This is a genomic window from Zhouia amylolytica, from assembly GCF_900116365.1.
GTDB classification, from domain to species: Bacteria; Bacteroidota; Bacteroidia; order Flavobacteriales; family Flavobacteriaceae; genus Zhouia; species Zhouia amylolytica.
Genome location: NZ_FPAG01000008.1, coordinates 130309 through 148264, shown reverse-complemented (window position 1 = coordinate 148264; position 17956 = coordinate 130309). Strand labels below are relative to the sequence as shown.

The following is a 17956-nucleotide window of genomic DNA, read 5'->3' as shown; positions in this document are numbered from 1 at the left end:
TAAGAGGTCATATGTACTTTTAAGACTAATACCCCTCATTCTGAGTGAGATTTTCATTAATTCGGCGTTCAGCAGCCGGTATAGGCCATAAATATTGTCTTCCAGGAAATGATATCTGATTCAACGATCTTGCATATCCTAATTCAAGAAACTCTGAAAAATCTGGCAATCCGTCTTCGTCAATCTCTGGAACTATAGGCCAAAAATACAAGTCCGGATTAACTATTACATCCATTAAAGGGCCTGTAGGCTGTACATCTGCATTGGCATTGGTCGATACATTCAACATCCCTATCAAATTCCCTGTCAAAACTTTATCTGCCAATTTCCATCTTATTAGATCCATGTATCTTAAACCTTCAAAAGCAAGTTCCATCCTCCTTTCAGTTCGAACAATTAATCGTAATTCCTCCTGGTCAGTAGTGGTTACTTGTGGATAAGGAGTTCCTGAATTAGCATAAGCTCTGGCTCTTACCTGGTGAATAGCATCAATTACCGAGGCGTCAATTTGATTAAGCTCGATTTTTGCTTCTGCATACATCAACAACACATCTGCATACCTCATAATAATCTCATCCTGATCGGTTTCAAGATCTACCCAGGACTCATCTATACCCTTCTTCCAAATTAAACCATTAAAACTTGCAAACTGCGCAACAGATCTTGTATCGTTGTTTCTAACCTGTGTGTTGTTCGCAAAGTTTAAAATTTGCTTTTTTTCCGGATGCGGGGTATACTCACGTTCTAACCAAAGCGAACCATCACTCGGCAACAACCCGTCTCCATCCTCTAAAGAACCAAATGGAACAATTGTCATAGCACATCTCGGATCCCTGTTTTTAAAGGGGTTTCTGGAGTCAAAAAGAGGAGATTCGTCTATAGGCAACCCATCTGTACATAAGTAAGAAGCCAATAATTCCCAGGTTGGATTTCTTGCACCATATCCTCCTCTGTTTCTTGGTAAAAAATCTTGAACATCCAGCCCGGAATACACAATATTATAGTCTGCACTTCTGGGTAAATGAAATATGGTTTCTACCGAGTTCTTGGTACTCGGCAAGAATAATTGATCGTAGTTAGGATACAACTCATACTCATTTAGATCAATACAATTCTTTGCAGCTGTTGCAGCGGTTTCAAAATCTCCCATATATAAAGCAATTCTGGCTTTAAAAGCTGCAGCAGCGCCTTTAGTCACATATTTTAATCCATTATATGAGGGCTGTAATTTATTGAATGCATTATCATAATAGATATATATCTTTTGCAAAATTTCTTCCTTTTCTGTACGTGATATGAGGTAAGATTCTTCAATAGAAACTTCCTCTTCATAAAATGGTACATCGCCATAGTGTGAAATTAAATAAGACCAATAAGAAGCAAGAAAAAAATCTACCTCACCACTAAATTGTTCGTAATCTGGCATTGTTAAAAAAGTCTGACTTTCTAATTGATTTTTCACTACCAACATCCTGGTAATTCCCTTATAAAGATTACTCCATCTCGTAAGAGATCTTCCGTCTTCAGAATCTATGGTCCCTGCCTTAATAGCATCTAAAGCATCTCTTCTCATCCAATCATCAGACATCCCATTCCCCGATTTATCTATAGGCCAGAATTCTCGTCGGTATCCTTCGCTAACAGATTCTCTAAACTGATCTTTGGTTTGATACCATGTAGCTGAACTTGCTGCATCCTGTTGCTCCAGATCCAGATCATTACATGAAAACAATATTGTTACCACAAACAGTGATAAAATGTATTTTATATAGTATACTCTCATGATTACAATTTTTTAAAAGTTAGCTTTAACACCAAATATTAAAGATTTAGTAATTAAATATCCCCCTCCTTGTTCCGGATCAATTCCTTTAGGTAACTTATCAAACGTAAAGAAATCATTGGCTGCCAGATAAAGACGAATACTCGAAATTGCAGTGTCTTTAAATACATCATTATTCAATGTATATCCTAAGGTGATGTTCTTAATTCTTAAATATGAACCATCTCTTAACCAATAATCAGAAAATCTATAGTTATTCCCTACTGAATTTTCAGATAACCTCGGATATTTGGCATTCTCATTAGCCTCACTTGTATTATACAAACTCCAGTAGCTGCTGGCATACTCTGCATTTGGGGCTCTCCAGGCGGCGATAAATGGCATAATATCTCCACTATCCTGATAATATTTCCTTTTTCCAACCCCTTGAAAAGCAACTCCCATATCAAAATTCCTGTACCCTAAATTGAAGCCTCCTCCAAATTGTAATCTTGGAAGTGAACCCGCAAGTACAACTTGATCTAATTCATTGATTTCCCCATCTGGTATTCCATCCGGACCACTAATATCCTTATACTTAATGTCACCCGGGCCAACCGACGAATTGGTAACTGGAGAATTATCTACTTCATCTTGAGTTTGAAATATTCCATCTGACTGATAGCCATACCAGGAATTGAACTCAATTCCTTCCTCAGAAAGTCTGTTCCCATTAAATAATCTTTTTTCCCTTACATCCCCGATAATTGATTTGGAATCGAAAATGTTAAAATTAAATGAGTACCGCAGATCTCCAATCTGATCCTTCCAACGTGTGTTAAATTCCCATCCTTCAGTATTCATACTTCCAACATTATCCCTGGGATCTTCATATCCACTCAAATTTGGAATACTCAAATCTAACAGCATATCTGTTGTTTTCTTTTTGAAATACTCCGCCGATAAAAACCATCGGTTATCAAACAAAGACATATCAACAGCAAGGTTAACTGATGAAGTTGTTTCCCAGGTTATATCTTCTATCGCTAAGAAACGTTGGGCAGCAGATCGAACTGCCTCTACATTGCTTCCATTAGGAAGTAAGACGTCATTAGTAAACTGTAATACAGAACGGTATAAATAATTCCCCAGCCTGTCATTACCCAAACTACCATAGGAAGCTCGGAATTTTAAAAAATTAACGGTAGGTTTTATAGATTCGAAGAAACCTTCTTCAGAAACCACCCATCCTCCTGAAATAGATGGAAATGTTCCCCATCTATAGTCTTTGGCAAATCTTGACGATCCATCGCCTCTTAATGTAGCTTGTAAGTAATACTTCCTGTTGAAATTATAAGAGACTCTACCAAAATACGATCGGTATGCCAGCTCTGAATAAGAAGTTCCCGAATTAAAAACCTTATCTAATGGTGCTTGATTTAGAAACGGATACTCATTACTAGCGTACTCCTCACCTCTAACTCCGAGGTTATTCGTTTTGCTGTAAAACTCTTCATATCCCGCATCCACATCTAAACTATGTAAATCAAATTCTTTCCTGTAGTTAATCAACACCTGACTTGTTAAGGTGTTAGTATTATTTCTTACTTCTGCCAATGCCCTGTTGATTGGATTATAACCTGTAATGTAATTCGGGTCTTCTTGTTGATTTGGATCATCAAAATCCCAATATGGAATAGACTTCCTAAAAGTTTTAGCATTGTAAAAATCAAAATTAGGAGCAAGATTCACTGAAAGTTTTAAATCATCTATTGGTTTAAAATACAATCCGATCTTTCCATAAAACTGGTAATTATCATTATTAGAAAATCCTCCATTATGAAATTCGGCATATACATTCTCTCCGGCTTTACCTCCTGCCAACCTTCCATCACTCCATAATGCCGGGTATACCGGTGCGTAATTTAACGCTCCGCTAATTGGATTGACAATAGATGATTTTTGCTTTATCAACTTAAAAGCTACATCTATATTTCCCCCAAACTTATCTGATATTATGAGATCATTATTGATTCTGAAATTATATCGTTTCCAACTGAAATGATCGTACAAAGCATTTTGATGCTCATACCCCAATGATGCATTAGTTCTTACTTTTTCTGAACCTCCGGATAGTAAAACATTATGTCTGTATCCAGTTGCACTTTTTTTAATTAACAAGTCCTTCCAGTCTGTATTGGGAAACTGATCAGGGTTTATCGCATTTTGTGCTAAATAGTCGTTTATAACATCTTCACCCCATATGGGATATTCATTAGCACCATTACCATTATCGTTCCATGTCTTCTCATTCTCCATTTGCATATATCTAATAACATTTACAGGATTACTGACTTGGGTAGGTGTATTGATAATGTGCTCACCAGAATAGCTAAACCTGTATACTCCTTCTTTGGCGCGTTTGGTGGTTATAAGAATTACACCAGCCGCAGCCCTTGATCCGTAAATCGATGCAGACGCCCCGTCTTTTAAAACAGATATACTTTCTACCTGCTCTGGATTTACATCATTGATACTCTCAACCGGAACATTATCGACCAGGATCAATGGACTAGTGTTACCCTGAAGTGTTGTGATACCCCGAACTCTAATGGTGTTCCCAGATCCTGGGGCAGAACTGTTTCTTGTAACACTTACTCCAGCAGCAGCTCCTTGTAAAGCATTAGAAACGTTCGTTACACTTCTTGATTCAATATCCTCTCCAGAAACAACTGATACAGAACCGGTTATATCCCTTTTTTGTTGAGTACCATAACCAACAACAACTACCTCAGTTAGTCTGGAAGCTTCTTCTCTAAGGGTTATATTAATCTTAGTTTGTTCTCCGACTGGAACTTCTACTGTTTTAAATCCAACAAATGAAAAAACAATTATAGAAGCTTTACTAGATATGCTTAATGTATAGTTCCCGTCAAAATCAGATGACACTCCGTTGGTGGTCCCCTTTTCTATGATAGAGGCTCCTACTATAGGGATGCCATTTTGATCGACCACCTTTCCGCTAATTAATTTTTCCTGGGTTTTTCGTTGATCCAATTCGGCCTCTAAAGAAGCGGCCTGTTCTTTAGCCAGAAGATAGATCTGGTTTTTATATTCCTTGAAAGTAAAATGCGATCCCTTAAATAATTTTTCCAATATCGAAGTTACTTTTTCATCTTTCGTCTTCACTTCGTATTCTTTGGTCAAATCTATATCCTTGGTTTTGAATATAAAGTAATAATCCGTTTTAGACTCAATGACATCTATTAAGCGTTCTAAAGTAACATTATCGTAATTCAATGATACGGTTGTTTTTTGCGAATAGGTCGTATTCGCCTTCGCTAAACATAATGCTATAAACATAAAAAGAGCGCTTAATTTCATCTTTAGATCAAATTTTAAGCAATAGGAATCTGTATCCTTTGCATAAAGATTTTTTTTCATACTTTTAAAATGTTTTGATGTTAGTAATGCATCACTCAATTTTCAAACCGGAAGATGGCTCCAACATCTTTCGGTTTTTCGTTTTAAATAAGTGATATTTAGTTGATTGTAAAATTTGTTAGATGTTTAGGTTTTCTTCATAAAAGTTCAATTTTTAATTTGGTTGGTTATTTTATTTGATTGTTATAATGTTCTCCTCGATGGTATAAGAAATGTCATAGGTATTTTTTAATCCTTGAAGCACATCTTCTATTGGCTTATTACCAAAACTTGCATTAAATCGTTCCTTGGCTAAAGTTTGATTATTTAGCACAAAAGACACAGCATATTTACGCTCCAGACTATTCAATATGGCTCGAAAACTTGCATTTCTGAAAACTAATTCCCCTTGCATCCATGAAGTATAAATATCCGTTACAACCTCTTTGGTTTCAATCAATTCACTCTCTTTATGTAAACTTCCTTTCATTCCTGGTGATAATAACACTTTCCCGTCAGGTACTTTTTGTTGATGCATACTTACTGATCCCTCTACCAGCACTACATGCTGAACCTCCTCTTCTGGGTAATTTGATATGTTAAACTGGGTTCCATATACCTCTACATCAATCTCATTGCCATGAACAACAAACATGTTATTGGGATCTTTCGCTACATCAAAAAAAGCTTCTCCTGAAATAAAAACCTCTCTTTTTTTACCATCGATAAACATCTCGGGAAAACGGATTGAAGTACCTGAGTTAAGATGAACCACTGTACCGTCAGACAAAACTATTTGCATTCTTTTTCCATTAGGTACATTTAATGTGTTGTATACCAGTTTATGAGCCTTTCCCTTATTACTGAATACCAGCTGACTTTTATTTTGATGAACAATTACAGCATTTTGATTTTGAATAAGGACACCGGTACTTGTAGTATCTAATACACGTATTTTTCCTTGACCATCAATAAATGTGATTTCACTTGAACTTATAATTTCCTCTTTACTGGTCCCATCAAATAACTTAAAGAACACTGTTAACCCAACCAAGAACAAAAAGATTGCTGCAAGCCTAAGAAAAGTATTGTTTCTAAATAATGGCCTTTTTTCTTTATAGGTGAATTCTGCCTTACCTATCTTTTCTTCCAGTCTTCTATAAATTCGATCTTTATCTTCAAGCCTTAATTCTACCTTGGCAGAAATAATATCGAGAACCTCATCAACTGAAGGGAATTCTTCAGTAACATCATTGTGTTTTATATAATCTAAAAGGAATTCAGCCTCTTCAAGACTTATCGTATTATTGATATACTTAAGAAGTAATTCATTAATGTTATGTGAACGTTTTAGTGTCATCTTTCCGTTTTAACTATATATAATACAGTTGAAAGCGATAACACGACTACTCGAATTTTCATTTTTTTTTATAATTACAAAAACACGAGAATTCGTCTACAAAAAATATAAGGATGGATTCCTGAATATAAAGGTGAATAATGTAAATTTAAAGGAAGGAAATGAATAGTAATAATGTAAAAGTAATATCCGAGTGTAACAATAAATACTCCCTTATACTATTTAATGCAGAGGTCATTTGATTTTTTACGGTGTTTTTAGAAATACCCATTTTTTCACCTATCTCCTCGTGAGTTAAACCTTCGTTTCTGGACAATTCAAAAATTAACCTTCTTTTAGGAGAAAGAACTTCTAAAGCCTGCCGCTTTAAATCCTCATAATAAGCAACATCAATAGTGTTCTCTTCAAAACCACTCAAATTGGAAATATTCGTCAGTAATTCCTGAGCTAGTCGTTTCTCATTGGCTATTTTTTGAAGAAGATTTAAAGTTTGATTTCGAGTAATAGTAAACAAATAAGACTTGATAGATTTTTCATGATCCAAAGAAGCTCTATTTAGCCACAATTTCAAAAAAACATCTTGGGTTATTTCCTCTGCATATTCCTTCTGCTTAATAATACTGTATGCAAAATTATAAATATCCGTAACGAAGTGATCAAACAATTTTTTGTAAGCAACTTTGTCACCTTTCTTTAATTGTTTGGTTAAACAAGTCATATTTAACGCTTTGCAATTCATTACATTTTTAATGAAATCAAAATTCTAACATTGATTTTATGCCAAGTGTACAATTTTTTTAGCAATAAATTAACAATTTCATACCGATTTTTTCATTTTGATAGACATCCCAGCCTGTTCTATACTAAAAAGTTTGAGCGTTAGAAGCGTTTTACCTATGTAAAACATTATTCTTTCTGGGTTGAACAAACTATGGCGTAAATTTTCAAAAAGTTCTAATGTTCAGGAATCTTCCCAAACCAATAAAAGAGAGAAATTGCCAAGCAGGTGTCTAGCGTCAACTTACTACCTACCCCCTATTGGCAAACTCCTCCTCTATTCATTTACAATAAAAAAACTCAGGTAACACAAAGACTACCTGAGTTTATAAATAGTAAATATATTACTGAAAAAATTAGAATCTTACACTAACCTTTCCTCTCAAATAAAAAGGTGTTCCCGGAGTAAAGTGAATTTCCTCAACGGGTGCCGGTTCATCGAATAAACGACTTTCAGTGGCAAATTGAGTTTCGTTCCACTCGGTATTAAACAGATTCTCTATAATAATACCAAAGGTCCAGTTTCTCAGTGAATAATTAACATTAAAATCCGAAACAAAGTAACCTTCAGCAACAATAGAGTCATCTTCATTAGCAGGACGGTCGTCCACATACTTATAGGTTAAACTTCCCGAAAAATTCCCCAGATTATCAATAAGCAGCCCTCCAACCGAAGTGAAGTCCGGCGCCAAAGGAATGTAATTTGCTCCTTCTGGTGCACCCACACTTCTTCCTTTACTTAAATTAACGTCAGCATATACGTAAAGCCAGGGAAGTGCCTGATAACGAGCACCAAAATCAACACCAAGTCTTCTGGTTTCTCCACTAGGTTCTACGATAGCTGCATCACCAACATACACAAACTCCTGATCCAGGTACAACCACCACAAAGTAGCATTCAGTGCAAGCTTATTAAAGGGCTTATAAATCGTTCCTAAATCAGCACCATAGGCGGTTGGCAAAATATCTTCTCCCTCATTAGCTACTACCACTCGGGCATCATTAGAATGGAAGCCTAAACCGGTTTTTAAAAATAATTGCCAATTTGAATTTACAGAATAAACAGTGTTCAACTTCGGACTTAATGCGACTTTAGATTCACTTTTATTATCGTAGACTTCCGTTAACTTGTTGTGATAATCAAACTTAAAATAATCAACCCTTAATGCCGGGTTAATCATCCACTTTCCGACCTTGAATTCAGTATTCACGAAACCATAGGTATTCACCTCGTCAACATCTCCGTAAGCATATCTTTCCAGAATTTCCTTCCTGTTCAAGGTATGCGAAAGTTGCACATCATCAACATTATCATATCGAAATCCTACGCCTGCCTGATAAGCAAAATCAATGGTTTCAGTCAGCGATATACGTTCTTCCTCATAGGTACTTTCTGCACCGGCAATCAACCTGCTTTCCTTCTGCTGAATTTGATCTCCATTAACCGGGTCTTCAAGAAAAAAAGTAAAGTTCGAGAATAATTCAAAATCGTACTGCGATATATATGCCTTTGTTTTTACCGCCTTACTTTCGTCTAATAATTTAATATGATTAAGTAAAAAATTAGTTCTGCTGGTCGATCCCCCTTCAGTATCATCAATGGCACCAAATCGATCGATGATTCCATTGTCTACCGCCCTCTGGGGTATTTGTCCTGAGGCATCCCACTTACTTTGAAAATGAGACAACGTTAACAAAAATTCTTCATCATTGCTAAGCTTGTAATTATAACGCCCCATTACATTGATTCGATTAAAATCCTGTGGGGAATCAAACGGACCATCAGTTAAATACAGTTCAGAAGCTACATAAGCATTGCTCTTATCCGTATCTAAAAGCTTAAACATACCGACAAAACGATTGGTGTTGAACTGACCTGCTTCTATAGAGATTAAATTTTGGTCTATTGATTTTCGCAGGTGTAAATCGATATAACCTGCAGTTGTAAAATCACCGTGATCGGCATAATACGGACCTTTCCCGAAATTTATGTCTTCGAGGGTTTCAGGAATAACAAAATGCAAATCGGAATATCCCTGGCCATGTGCATGTGAAACCATATTTACAGGCATCCCGTCTACACTTATAGACACATCTGTACCATGGTCTATATCAAAACCCCTTAAAAAAATTTGCTCTGCTTTTCCGCCCCCAGCGTGTTGACCGATGATAAGGCCTGGAACTTTTCTCAAAATCTCTTGAGAAGATTTTATTGGATTGGTTTGTATATCGACGTCTACAAAACTATTTAATGAATTCACCTCCGAAACCAAAACGATCTGATCTAAAGAAATATTAGCGGCACTTAATATAATATCCCTTTCTGAAGATAAATCCCCTTTAGTCACTACCATATATTTTGAAGCATATCCCAATCTGGAAAACACAATAGAGTCGCCGGTAATGGTTTTATCTAATACAAAAAGACCTACTTCATTCGAATGCGAATGACTTCCGGAAGTAATATTAAAAACACTTACATCAGATAGCTGTTCATCCGATTCATTAAATACTCTTCCTTTTAAAGTTTGAGCATAAGACATGCTCATAGTAAGCATGACGATTGCTCCTATTATTTTTTTCATTAATAATGGATTAAAAAAATTAATTATAGAGTTTCCTCCCAACTTATAAATTGAATGTATAGTCTACCTTACCATATAAATGGCAGACAACTATTTTTAAAAATTTAGAAAGCTCTTGGCGGTGGAATAATTATAGGGAGGTCAATGGAAAAATAATTAGCGATTACACCCCAATTATTTTTTCTCTGAACAGCCGTATGGCTAAATAATACATTATAAACACCCGATGGATAATGCTTGTCGAGCATTTCAAATACAAAAAATTCTTTTTGCTGGTTTTTACGATCTTCTTCTGGAGAAAACAAAGACGCTATCAAGGAAAGGCGGCTATGATCATGATTATCAGCAGTTTCATGATAATGAGAATCATCTTTTTCTAACTGAAAATCATGAGTATGTTTTTCAGTATGATGGTGATGATTGTTTAAAACATTTTCAATTCCATGAGATAAACTATGGACTACAGTAATGACCTGATTTTTTAAAGGCATAAATAGATAGGCAAAGAGTACAATGATTAACAACCATCGTAACATGACATCCCTTATATTGATAAATAACCTGGCTATAGTATTTTAATTTTATCTCGGGGTAAAAGCGAGTACCTGCAAAGGTAATCGCAAGATTTAATCTTAAAGCAGTATTAATCATAAAAATGATTAAATCTTTATGTTGGGCAAAAGGAAACTGCACAACATACAGCACATTCCTGTTCTTTTCTCAAGGATCATCAGAACATGGTATAAGGAAGTGATAACTTGTAAACTTATTGATTCAACTGAGTCCTAAATTGGGTAGGACAACAATCACGCTAGAAAAAAATGCCTTTTTCTAACCTTTGGGCAAACATATTTTTTATTTTGCGAACCATTCTCAAAATTTACTGAGAATAAATTTTTACTAAGACATAACCCAATCAAAACCATGAAAAAAGCGTTTCCGACATTTTGCTTGTCATTATCAATCATAATAAGTGTGATTTCATGTAATTCAAAACCAAAAGAGAAGAAAAATAAAGAACACAATACCACGGTACAAAAAATTAATTTCGACCAGGGAATGAACATTTCCTTGCCCTATATGGTTTCTACCAATGAAACGACCCTGATGTCGTGGGTGACAAAAGTAAACGATTCCATATCCCAGCTTAATTATGCAACCCTTGAAGATGGTAATTGGAGTAGTCCAAAGAAAATTGTCCAAGGACAAAATTGGTTCGTCAATTGGGCGGATTATCCTATGATTGTTGAAAATAACGGAACGTTATTGGCTCATTTCCTCAAGAAATCATCAGATGAAAGCTTTGCCTATGACATCAAATTGAACTTACAAAAAAGTCAGGATTCAACCTGGCAAACCGAGTTGCCACTGTATTCAGACGAAACCAAAACCGAACATGGTTTTATGACCCTGCTTCCTTATAAGGAGCATTCATTTTTTGTTACCTGGTTGGATGGTAGAAACATGGCGGCAGATCCTAAAAAAGAATCAGGACATGCAGGTCACCATGGAACGATGAGTATAAGAGCTGCCGAAATTGATAAAGATGGAACGGTTTTAAGTGAACAAATTCTGGACAGTAATACCTGTACCTGTTGCCAAACTACAGCAACCATAACCAGTAATGGTCCCATTGTACTTTATAGAGATAGGACGGATGATGAGATAAGGGATATTGCAATTACCAGGTTGGTGGATGGAGAATGGACCACCCCTAAATTTATCCATGATGATGGCTGGGTAATAGGTGGGTGCCCTGTAAATGGACCGAAAGTCGATGCTATTGGTGATGATGTGGCCGCAGCATGGTTTACTGCAGCTAATGATCAAGCCCAGGTAAAGGTCGCTTTTTCTGAAAATGCCGGAGCGTCCTTCCTAAAGCCTATCCTGGTGAGTAATGTCGGAACACTAGGAAGGGTTGACATTGTGATGACAGATTCAGACCATGCAATCGTAAGCTGGATGGAATCCATTGATAACCTAACCTACCTCAAGGCGATGAAAGTAAACAAACTTGGGGAAAAATTTGAGCCGATAATCATCTCTAAAATGGATATGTCCAGAAGCTCTGGATTCCCTCAAATGGAGCGTACGGGAAACAAAATTTTGTTTGCCTGGACCAAAGTTGGTGATGGCACTTCCGAAATTGAAACCGCTTCAGTCGAATTAAACGCGTTTTCAAACCAATCCCTGAATACTTTATAACAGAAAAAACAAAGCAGCGGGGTTCAATACCCTGCTGTTTTTATTTTCAAACACCAATCTTCAATACCCCTACTAGCAAAAGTAACGATTGTCTTGTCGTAAGCAAAAATGAAGAGCAAATAGGCTCCTATCAGATTTAGACCTATAACTTACCCCCTATATTTTTTGCTTACCAACATTTACAACCTTAATCCATTTATCTTATGCATCCTTTCTTAATTATTTAATGGTTCCAACCTGCACGAATTAAAACATCATTTTTAGCCGATTTTGCATCTTATTGCCGTGAAGTATAAAATGATATATAAAAATACAAACTCTTTCCTTAGCTTGATATTTGATCAATATTCAAGCATGGAAACACCCCATTTCAGGCATAGTTAAGGCATGGTTGAAGCATAGTTAAAGTATGGATAAAGTATGAACACATCGATTCAGATTCAATCAAGTATAAAATGTTTCCAAACTTTCTCATAACCTCCCGTGATCCTGAATTCGTTTTGTTGGGATCAATCTCAAAAGTTGTGTGCGAATTGAATAATAGATTAAGATCTTTGCTAAAAAATAATAGTATTCGGATTATTTCTAGACCTCTTATACCTGATACTGCCAGAAGTATTAATCACCCACTTCAATCTGGTTTCCCATCAAACAGACCAGGGATCACTACATATGTATTTTGAAGCAATATGATTTAGAATCCATCTAACTTGTCATTCTGTACCTATTATGGAATCCATTAATATAGTAACCGGAACCAGACCACTCTGTTCTCTCCCAATGTCATTCCGCACCCAATGTCATTCCGCATTTATTGCGGAATCCACTCTCCACTCATCACTCTCACATGTAATTCCGTACCTGTTCCGGAATCCTTTAATATAGTAACCAGAACCAGACCATTCTGTTCTCTCCCAATATCATTCCGCACCCAATGTCATTCCGCATTTATTGCGGAATCCACTCTCCACTCATCACTCTCACATGTAATTCCGAATTCGTTGTACAATCTCGTGATGCGATGCTTAATTCATTTTTCCTTCAATAATCAATCACAATTTTTGCACAAACACAAAATTAGGCATGATCCGTTTGTTGCGCATCATCTCTGAACAAAGCTCGCGCTTTAATTCCTTCTCAAAAAAATGAATAACTTCAATGGATGGATTACCTCCAGTGATCCTGAAGTGGGGTCGTTGCTCATCATCGCTGAACAAAGCTCGCGCTTTGCATCTTTTTTTATTTATTCCTGCGCTCGAAAATATATTTTCGGCTAGGTATAAATAAAAAAAGCTGAACTCTTAAGTTCAGCTTTTCTGGTCGGGGTGGCAGACTTAATTTAAAACTACCTTACCCCTTATTACCACTGCTATTTCGTAATATTCATGTTTTCATGCACACCTATTTGCACACTAAAACTATATAAAGAACTTTGAAGATATAATTTGGTCTTCTTTGATATCTTAAAGATACAAATTTTATTAAACAAGTTATTAAAACTACTTACAGATTAACAATTCTGTTTACTTGCTCAATTTCAAAATTCTAAATGCTCCTTGGATAACCAATACAAAAACGATTGTTCCAATAATCAAATCAGGTTTTGAAGAGTTCAACCAATTTACCAAAAGTCCCGCGATTATCACTCCCAAGTTGATAATAACATCGTTTGAGGTGAAAATCATACTTGCTTTCATGTGTACCTCTTCTTTGCTCTTTGACTTTTCTAAAATGTAGAGGCAAATTCCATTTGCGATAAGTGCTAAAACCGAAACGATTATCATTGTCGAAAAGTCAGGTAGTTTTTCTGTCCCAAAGAATCTTCTTAACACTTCCACAAAGCCAATAACAGCCAGTGTGATTTGAAAATACCCCGCTATTTTTGCAATCCGTTTTTTTCTTATCAGCGTTCCACCAACCGCAAACAAACTAATTCCATATACAAAACTGTCGGCAAGCATATCCAAACTATCTGCAACAAGTCCCATTGATTTTGAAATAAGCCCTGTTGTCATTTCGATAATGAAAAAGACAAAATTAATTCCGAGTACAGTCCAAAGTAACTTTCTCTGGCTTGTGGTTTCTTTAAAATCGGTTTGTTCAGTTTGTTCTGTTGAAATTTTCTTTCCGCCTAAATTCAGTTCAATAATTGACTTTTCGATTTGGTCAATTTTTCCACTGTGAAAAACGGTCAATTTTCGTTTTGGAATGTCAAAATCAAGGTTTTTAATTTCTGAAATCCCATCTAATTTCATTCTGATTAGATTTTCCTCCGAAGGACAATCCATTTTTGTTATTTCAAAAATTGTCTTATTCATTTTAGTCGTCATCTTCATTTCCAAACGGTTTTATGATAACTCCAACACTAAATATAAATCCATCAGTTGGTGCATATATCTCGGGGAATTCTGGATTATCGTGTGGTGGTGAAACTAAAGGTGAAAATTTGCTTTGTCTTCTGTTCGTGAAATTTTCAAAATTTACAAACGTTGTTCCCCATTTGAAGTTACGCATTGCCACAAAGCCCATAGTCACAAAATCTGTTGTTTCTGTTCCGTTGGATAAAAATTGTTTTCCTGTGTAAAAGGTTTCATAGCCTATGCGCCATTTTTCAGATTCGTACATCAATACACTACCTGCATTGTGCTTTGCCGTAAGTGGCTTTTGCGGATTGCCAGCCAAATAGTTCAACTTCGTGTCAATCAGTGCATAATTTAAGAACCATCTAAAATCTTTGTAAGTAAATTTAATGTTGGTTTCAGCTCCTTTGCTCAAAATTTCATCGGCTGCATTTTCAAATTCAAAAAATCCATTATCGGTTGAATTCAGTAGAAGTCCGTTGTCAATTGCTGAAACATAGAAAAGTTGATTGATAGAAAAACCTACTGCATCAAACAATCTCGTTTGATAGTTCACATCAAAATTAACACCATAGGAACGTTCGGCTTTAAGTGAAGATTTATCTATGGCAAGTACATTCTCAAAGTTGATGTTTTCTGCCTCTTCGGTAAAAACATCTGGAATTTTATAACCTAGTCCACCACCAATTCTACTCGAAAATCCGCTGTTGTCCTTGTAAAGCAATGATATTCTCGGAAGTGGAAAGAACCCAAAATCGGTATTGTAATCTGCCCTTAATCCTGTTTCCAGAATCCAATTATCTGAAAAATCATGAATATTGTTTATAAACGCACCATACGTAAGGTCTTTTTGGTCACGTTGTAAAGGAGCATTATCATTTTCATCAAAATTGGATGAATATAAATTTGCTCCAATTATCCAATCTGTTTTTTTGGATGTTCTATGGTAGTTGATTTCCGTAAAGGTATTGGTTTGTTTTCCGTCAAAATTAAAATCGGAAATTGATAGTTTTCTGTCGAAAAAAGAGACACTATTTTTGATGTTTAAAGAACTATTAGAACTTAATTGGGTTTCATAAACCACTTGACTGCTCAATCTTTTCGATAGGTTTTCTTCGGTATATTGGTGAATTCCATTTTCGCCTCTTTCAATTTTTGTGACGTCTCCACCAATTCGGTCATCATAAGTTCCGTTGACACCTATCCAAAACGTTGTTTTTTCTGAAGGATAATAAAAGAATTTTGGGTTGAAAGACAATGAAGTTGTTTTTGGCATATTGCTGAAACCGTCATCTTCTGGGTCATACGCCTTTTGGTAATGACCAGAACCGTATAACGAAACCCCAAACTTTTCGTTCCGCTTGCTATAAAAAATATTTGCCGTACTACCCAACGCTTGTGTTTGGGTTAGCATAATATCCAAAGACGGTTCTTCTTCAGGTGTTTTAGATACCATATTTATCAAACCTGCAATCGCTCCACCACCATAAAGGGTTGATGAGCTTCCTTTTATTATCTCAAATTGTTGTAGGTCTAAAGGTGGAATTTGTAAAATACTTAAACCGCTCGAAAAACCACCGTACAAAGGAAATCCGTCTCTTAAAAGTTGGGTATACCGACCGTCAAGTCCTTGAATTCTAATATTGGTATTCCCACTGCTTAATGAGGTCTGTTGCATTTGTATTCCCGTGCTTTCACGAAGTACCATTGAAATGTTTGTAGGATTCATAACCGCTTTTTCTCCTAATTCCTCTGCGCCGATAAATTCTATTCTCGTAGGGATTTTTTTTACGGTTCTTGTACTTCTTGTGGATTGAACAACAACTTCATCAAGTTCATTTCCTCCAGATTCGAGTTTAAAAGAGAATTCCTTTTTTGTACCAACTTCAATAGTGGTTTCGATGGTTTCAAAACCTATATAAGAAATTTTAATTATATGGTTGCCGTACGGGATTGCTGTAAACGTTGCAATTCCATCAAGATTGGTTACTGCTCCTTTCTCTAATTGTTCAATATAGACGGTTGCCCCCAATAAAGGCTCGTTTGATTCCGCATCGCTCACAGTGATGGAAATATCGCTTGTTTGCGCGATTGATATAATTGATACTATTAAAAAAAATGTAGTTAAATATGCTTTTTTCATCTGCTTATTCTGGTTTATAAGAACATGCAAATGTATTCGGCTTTTAGTGCAACTCGATTGCAAAGATTATTTGTTGCAGTTGTCGCACAAGCCCTTTACGACCATATTTGCCTGTTGTAACTTGAAGTTTTCGGGAAGTTGAATATTGGGAATAGGAACATCAAAAAGACAAAATGTTTTATTGCAATTCATACAATAAAAATGATAGTGCAAATCCTTTGGGTCGCAATTGCAGCCTTCGGCACAGACCGCATATTTGGTCATTCCAGAACCGTCTTCGATACTATGGATGACTTTGTTTTCCTCAAATGTTTTCAAGGTTCTAAAAATAGAACTTCTGTCTGTGTATGTTAATGCGTTTTCAATATCCTTTAAGGATTGGGCTTTTTCTTGGCTTAAAAGATGGCGCAAAACCACAGTTCTAACTGCGGTATTTTTTACTTTTTTTATTTTTAGGATTTCTTCTTCGGTTTGCATTTTCTAAATATATATTTTCAAGCGTTGGAAAACATCTATTTTTTGTTTTTTTTAACAACAGCTTTTATTTTCTTGAATAGATGGACAAGGTACAGTCCCGTATGAACAATATACACAACAATCGCCCTCGTTTGGTCTTAATACTTCTTTACAATTTTCGCACTCATAAAAGAATTGACAGGATTCTGTTGGCATATCTTCCAGTTTTTTGTGTCCGCAGTTTGGACAAGTGATTTCTGATTTTAGTATAGTTTCCATTTATTATTCTTTTTTATCGGTTACTTTATAACCTGTTGAGTTAATTGCTTTTTCAATGTCTTCCGTTGATGTTTTTGTATTATCAAATTCTACTTTGGTACTACCCTTTTCAAAAGAGGCTTCCACATTTATGATACCTTCTAATTCGTTGACCGCATGTTTTACATGTTCTTCACAAGAGGCACATGTCATGCCCTTAACATCAAAGTTTACCGCTTGAATATCTGATTGACTAACAATGACAACATCCTTTTTATTGTCTGGATAAAAAATTGAAGAGTAATAAGGGAAAGTAATCGACAACCCTGCCAACAATGTAATGCCAATTAAAAAACCTTTAGTTTGATACCATTTCGGTTTTGCATCAACTTCACAGCAGCCATCTTCATTTTTAGGTTTTAAGTAAGCATACCATGCGTAACCAATGGCAATTACTGCTAAACCAATGAGGTAAGGTCTAAAAGGTTCCATCCATGATAATGCAGAGGCACTACCGCCAACTCCTGCTATTAAAGCAACTATGGGTGGTATACAACAAGATGAGGCTGCTATAGCTGCAAATATACCCGTATATGCGGCATTTTTTGACGTTTTTATTGTACTCAT

General features: G+C 35.9%; 12 protein-coding genes. 1 reads left to right on the top strand and 11 read right to left on the bottom strand.

Annotated features, from left to right (window positions below; genetic code table 11):
- Window positions 1–25: 25 nt before the first annotated feature.
- From BM361_RS14070 to BM361_RS14045, 6 genes are all read right to left on the bottom strand, one after another.
- Window positions 26–1783, bottom strand: a complete 1758-nt coding sequence (locus BM361_RS14070) for a RagB/SusD family nutrient uptake outer membrane protein (protein ID WP_074979660.1) — start codon at window positions 1781–1783, stop codon at window positions 26–28.
- Window positions 1784–1795: 12 nt separating this feature from the next.
- Window positions 1796–5206, bottom strand: coding sequence for a SusC/RagA family TonB-linked outer membrane protein (locus BM361_RS14065; protein WP_074979658.1), 3411 nt, complete (start codon window positions 5204–5206; stop codon window positions 1796–1798).
- Between the two features lie 172 nt (window positions 5207–5378).
- On the bottom strand, window positions 5379–6545 hold the full coding sequence (locus tag BM361_RS14060; RefSeq protein ID WP_074979657.1) for a FecR family protein: 1167 nt from the start codon (window positions 6543–6545) through the stop codon (window positions 5379–5381).
- Between the two features lie 148 nt (window positions 6546–6693).
- Window positions 6694–7284 carry an RNA polymerase sigma factor gene (locus BM361_RS14055; RefSeq protein WP_074979655.1) on the bottom strand — a complete coding sequence of 197 codons (591 nt, stop codon included), beginning with the start codon at window positions 7282–7284 and terminating at the stop codon, window positions 6694–6696.
- A gap of 394 nt (window positions 7285–7678) precedes the next feature.
- Window positions 7679–9907: a TonB-dependent receptor gene (locus BM361_RS14050; protein ID WP_074979653.1), complete on the bottom strand. Its 2229-nt coding sequence runs from the start codon at window positions 9905–9907 to the stop codon at window positions 7679–7681.
- A gap of 104 nt (window positions 9908–10011) precedes the next feature.
- Window positions 10012–10443: a hypothetical protein gene (locus BM361_RS14045; RefSeq protein WP_139226725.1), complete on the bottom strand. Its 432-nt coding sequence runs from the start codon at window positions 10441–10443 to the stop codon at window positions 10012–10014.
- 388 nt (window positions 10444–10831) lie between these two features.
- Here BM361_RS14045 and BM361_RS14040 point away from each other — a divergent pair, with 388 nt between their 5' ends.
- On the top strand, window positions 10832–12112 hold the full coding sequence (locus BM361_RS14040; RefSeq protein ID WP_074979649.1) for a hypothetical protein: 1281 nt from the start codon (window positions 10832–10834) through the stop codon (window positions 12110–12112).
- Window positions 12113–13635: 1523 nt separating this feature from the next.
- Here BM361_RS14040 and BM361_RS14035 read toward each other — a convergent pair.
- The 5 genes from BM361_RS14035 to merTP form a co-directional block, all read right to left on the bottom strand.
- Window positions 13636–14430, bottom strand: coding sequence for a cation efflux transmembrane domain-containing protein (locus BM361_RS14035; protein WP_074979820.1), 795 nt, complete (start codon window positions 14428–14430; stop codon window positions 13636–13638).
- 1 nt (window position 14431) lies between these two features.
- Window positions 14432–16615, bottom strand: coding sequence for a TonB-dependent receptor (locus BM361_RS14030; RefSeq protein WP_074979647.1), 2184 nt, complete (start codon window positions 16613–16615; stop codon window positions 14432–14434).
- 66 nt (window positions 16616–16681) lie between these two features.
- Window positions 16682–17092 (bottom strand): Fur family transcriptional regulator, encoded by a 411-nt coding sequence (locus tag BM361_RS14025; RefSeq protein WP_074979645.1) that lies wholly within the window; start codon window positions 17090–17092, stop codon window positions 16682–16684.
- Window positions 17093–17143: 51 nt separating this feature from the next.
- Window positions 17144–17350 (bottom strand): GDCCVxC domain-containing (seleno)protein, encoded by a 207-nt coding sequence (locus tag BM361_RS17170; RefSeq protein WP_074979643.1) that lies wholly within the window; start codon window positions 17348–17350, stop codon window positions 17144–17146.
- A 3-nt stretch (window positions 17351–17353) separates the two neighbouring features.
- On the bottom strand, window positions 17354–17956 hold the full coding sequence (gene merTP / locus BM361_RS14015; protein ID WP_074979641.1) for a mercuric transport protein MerTP: 603 nt from the start codon (window positions 17954–17956) through the stop codon (window positions 17354–17356).

Bases quoted from the DNA above. Each gene is read 5' to 3' on its own strand.
- BM361_RS14050 (WP_074979653.1), bottom strand. From the start codon at position 9,907: ATGAAAAAAATAATAGGAGCAATCGTCATGCTTACTATGAGCATGTCT.
- BM361_RS14025 (WP_074979645.1), bottom strand. From the start codon at position 17,092: ATGCAAACCGAAGAAGAAATCCTAAAAATAAAAAAAGTAAAAAATACC.
- BM361_RS14055 (WP_074979655.1), bottom strand. From the start codon at position 7,284: ATGAATTGCAAAGCGTTAAATATGACTTGTTTAACCAAACAATTAAAG.
- BM361_RS14060 (WP_074979657.1), bottom strand. From the start codon at position 6,545: ATGACACTAAAACGTTCACATAACATTAATGAATTACTTCTTAAGTAT.
- BM361_RS14035 (WP_074979820.1), bottom strand. From the start codon at position 14,430: ATGAATAAGACAATTTTTGAAATAACAAAAATGGATTGTCCTTCGGAG.
- BM361_RS14065 (WP_074979658.1), bottom strand. From the start codon at position 5,206: ATGAAAAAAAATCTTTATGCAAAGGATACAGATTCCTATTGCTTAAAA.
- BM361_RS14040 (WP_074979649.1), top strand. From the start codon at position 10,832: ATGAAAAAAGCGTTTCCGACATTTTGCTTGTCATTATCAATCATAATA.
- BM361_RS14045 (WP_139226725.1), bottom strand. From the start codon at position 10,443: ATGTTACGATGGTTGTTAATCATTGTACTCTTTGCCTATCTATTTATG.
- merTP (WP_074979641.1), bottom strand. From the start codon at position 17,956: ATGAGTACAATAAAAACGTCAAAAAATGCCGCATATACGGGTATATTT.
- BM361_RS14070 (WP_074979660.1), bottom strand. From the start codon at position 1,783: ATGAGAGTATACTATATAAAATACATTTTATCACTGTTTGTGGTAACA.
- BM361_RS14030 (WP_074979647.1), bottom strand. From the start codon at position 16,615: ATGAAAAAAGCATATTTAACTACATTTTTTTTAATAGTATCAATTATA.
- BM361_RS17170 (WP_074979643.1), bottom strand. From the start codon at position 17,350: ATGGAAACTATACTAAAATCAGAAATCACTTGTCCAAACTGCGGACAC.